Below are 2,936 nucleotides of genomic sequence, written 5' to 3'. Positions count from 1 at the left end.
AGAAGAGTATTTTCTAGGTTTGATAAAACTATTTCAGCATATCTAGGAATGATTAAATTAGCTTGTACTTTTATTTGACTTCGATGAAAATTTATTTTTGTGCACAGAACCTAGTATTTTCTACTTTTGACGTGCTTAAGACAACTTATCCCAAAAAATTAGATAGATGTATAAATTTAGAAGAATGCTAGCTTTAAAACCTATTACAAATAATTAACACAGAACAAACAATCGGGAGAATCGCACATATAAGCATAAAGTTCCAAATATACTCAAATGGCATATAACCCATTATAGTGACACCTACAACAGAAGATAATACATTTATAAAATTCATTGCTGAAGAAGCATTAGACTTACAATCAATTGCATTTGAAGCAATATGTGATCCTGTAGGGAATATAAAATTACATACAAAATACATCAAAGTAACTATTAAAAAGAATATAATAGGTGTAATATTATCTGTAATTTTTAGTACTGCTAAAATTACAATCAAAATAATAAGACAAACTAAAGCAATAAGTAATATTCTCTCACTCCTATATATATTTATTATCTTAGCAACTACTATAGCTCCTAACAAAATCCCCACAATTGTCATAGAAGTCCACAAACTATATTCAGCACTGTTGAAGTTAAATATCCGATGAGCTATAAAAGGTCCTGCCGCAGAATAACAATAAGTAAAAACAGACATAACACCCAAGGCTAATGAAAAAGTTATTAATTTAAAACTACTAAAGGCCTTAAGATAACCATCAATAATAGAAACTACTTTCAAATTAAAGTTTGAATCTCTTTTATTCTCATATAAAAAGCTTGTTCCAAACATTATTAGAGCATGTAACAATAAAACATAAAAACAGTTACTCCAATAGCTATAAGTTGTTATTAAACCTCCAATTAGAGTTGCTAATGTTATAGATATAGCAAAAGATACTGTTGCAAAAGATAAAGCCAACCTAGCTTTTTGGGGGGCAACTGAATTATTTAAGATTATAAATGTGCAAACAAGACCTGCAGATGCTCCAATAGCTGTTATAAGCCGACCTAAGAGTAGTATAAACATAGATGAATACGTTGCGCCTAACAAGCAAATAACAAGACCTACAATATTTATAATCATCCCTATTCTAAGTGTTTTTGCATCTCCATATTTCTTTGCTATTGGACCATAGATTATTTGGCCGACAACGTATCCGATAAGAAAAATACTCACTAGCCATTCAACAGTACCATTTGATAAACTAAATTGACTAGATATTTCAGGTAAAGCCGGATTTATAATAACTGCTGAGGCACTGGCTATACTTATATAGCTTAATAAAATTACGATTTTATAATTTTTCATATCTCTTTTTAATTTACTTTTAATAGATATATGGTAAATTAAAAATATCTTTTTACAATATAGCATATATTTAACTTAAGTTTAATTTTTCTAAACAATGAGAATTTACAAAAAAATCCAAGTATCTTTATTTGAAGTTTTCTATGAGCTTGTTTTACATAATAGTTTCACAAAGACTGCAGAATTACTCGGAGTTACAAAAGCTGCGATAAGTCACTCTATAAAACAACTTGAGAAAGAGTTAAAAGTTGATCTAATAAATCGTACAACTAGATCATTATCTCTTACACATGAAGGGAAAATTTTGTTTGATTATTGTATTGGCCTTCAACAAGAGATAATAAAAGTAAGAGGCTTAGCAGAATCTTTTCATAGTGAACCATCTGGAATATTAAAGATAACTACAGTTCCTTTCTTTGCCCGAGAATTTCTTCTAAAACTCATAAAAGAATACTCAAGAAACTTTCCTAAAGTCCAGATAGATATAAATATAATAGAAAAATTACCTGACTTTAAGACACAGGAAACTGATATCGCTCTTGGAGTAAACTGGCCTCCACTAGAAGATGTTATAGCTCGCAAGATTGCAAAAACAAGATATGTACTATGTTCAAGTCCCGAGTATATTAGAAAAAACGGTACTCCTAAGAGTCTGGAAGATCTATCAAATTATAACTATATAACCCATAATTCCAGAAGAATACATTTTGCAAATACTAAAAATGATATTGATGCAAAAGTATGTATCCCAGATCTCTCTACAAATAGTATAGAGTTTATCAAAGAATGTGTTATAGACGGTATAGGTATCTCACAATTTCACGAATATATTGTAAGAAGAGAAATCAAAGAAGGAAAATTAGTAGAAATACTTGCTAATGAGCTCCCTGGTGAAGAAGATTTATTTATATATTATCCCAAAAATAAGTTTGTCCAACCTAAAATAAGAGAGTTTGTTAATTTAGTAATAAATAGTAAAATTATAGCTACTGAAATTTAATTTTACTATCAAAAATCTGACTTCTATGTCCTTAAATTCAAATTTTCCAAACCTGAAATTAAATATGTTAAATCATATTAAACTCTTTAATTATTATATCTATATTAGATGCTTTTTTTATTAACTCATGAATGTCATAAGATGACTTGTCAGGCTTTGTTTTAACTACAAAACATATTGATCGCCCTCTTCGATATAGTTTATTGATAATGCTTTTATCACAATTATCTTCCAAAAGAGCTATCTCATGACCAACTTTTATTTGTAAATTATCCCAAGATTCTATTATATGACTTCTAACAGTCATATCTGTGACTCTATTAGCTACATAAATCATATTAACTTCTCTAATTGAATCTTCTTTGCGATCTGATTTATAGTAAGATTTAATCAAAGATAATAGATATCTAATTTGTTGATTTTCAACTAAGGTACTCTTGTACATGATTAATCTCCTCACTTTATATTTCTCTTTAATCTAAATGAACTGTTATCTACCTATATATAACCTCAGTTCGATAATTATTTCATATTTAAATACTTGTAGTTATTGATTTTAACTGGACTAATAATGAACTGAGC

At 28.5% G+C, this 2,936-nt stretch carries 3 protein-coding genes and 1 pseudogene; 2 read left to right on the top strand and 2 right to left on the bottom strand.

The window, feature by feature from the left end; all coding sequences use genetic code 11:
• A pseudogene (locus AB8E56_RS11465) lies at nt 1-78 on the top strand (IS5/IS1182 family transposase); the annotation flags it as partial.
• 115 nt (nt 79-193) lie between these two features.
• On the opposite strand, the gene AB8E56_RS11460 reads toward AB8E56_RS11465, so the two are convergent.
• The gene (locus tag AB8E56_RS11460; RefSeq protein WP_329481233.1) at nt 194-1,354 is read right to left on the bottom strand and encodes an MFS transporter; all 1,161 of its coding nucleotides are present in this window, start codon (nt 1,352-1,354) and stop codon (nt 194-196) included.
• Between the two features lie 97 nt (nt 1,355-1,451).
• On the opposite strand from AB8E56_RS11460, the gene AB8E56_RS11455 reads away from it, so the two are divergent.
• On the top strand, nt 1,452-2,354 hold the full coding sequence (locus AB8E56_RS11455) for a LysR family transcriptional regulator (protein WP_329481231.1): 903 nt from the start codon (nt 1,452-1,454) through the stop codon (nt 2,352-2,354).
• 67 nt (nt 2,355-2,421) lie between these two features.
• On the opposite strand, the gene AB8E56_RS11450 is transcribed toward AB8E56_RS11455, so the two are convergent.
• Entirely contained in the window at nt 2,422-2,799 is a 378-nt protein-coding gene (locus AB8E56_RS11450; protein ID WP_329481229.1) for a normocyte binding protein 2b, read from the bottom strand.
• Between the last annotated feature and the right edge of the window lie 137 nt (nt 2,800-2,936).

Origin of the sequence: Francisella sp. 19X1-34 (assembly GCF_041102755.1) — a bacterium.
Taxonomy (GTDB): domain Bacteria; phylum Pseudomonadota; class Gammaproteobacteria; order Francisellales; family Francisellaceae; genus Francisella.
This window is presented reverse-complemented; position numbering and strand designations above follow the sequence as displayed.

Excerpts from the sequence above, each read along its gene's own strand:
- AB8E56_RS11455 (WP_329481231.1), top strand. The coding sequence starts at position 1,452 with ATGAGAATTTACAAAAAAATCCAAGTATCTTTATTTGAAGTTTTCTAT.
- AB8E56_RS11460 (WP_329481233.1), bottom strand. The coding sequence starts at position 1,354 with ATGAAAAATTATAAAATCGTAATTTTATTAAGCTATATAAGTATAGCC.
- AB8E56_RS11450 (WP_329481229.1), bottom strand. The coding sequence starts at position 2,799 with ATGTACAAGAGTACCTTAGTTGAAAATCAACAAATTAGATATCTATTA.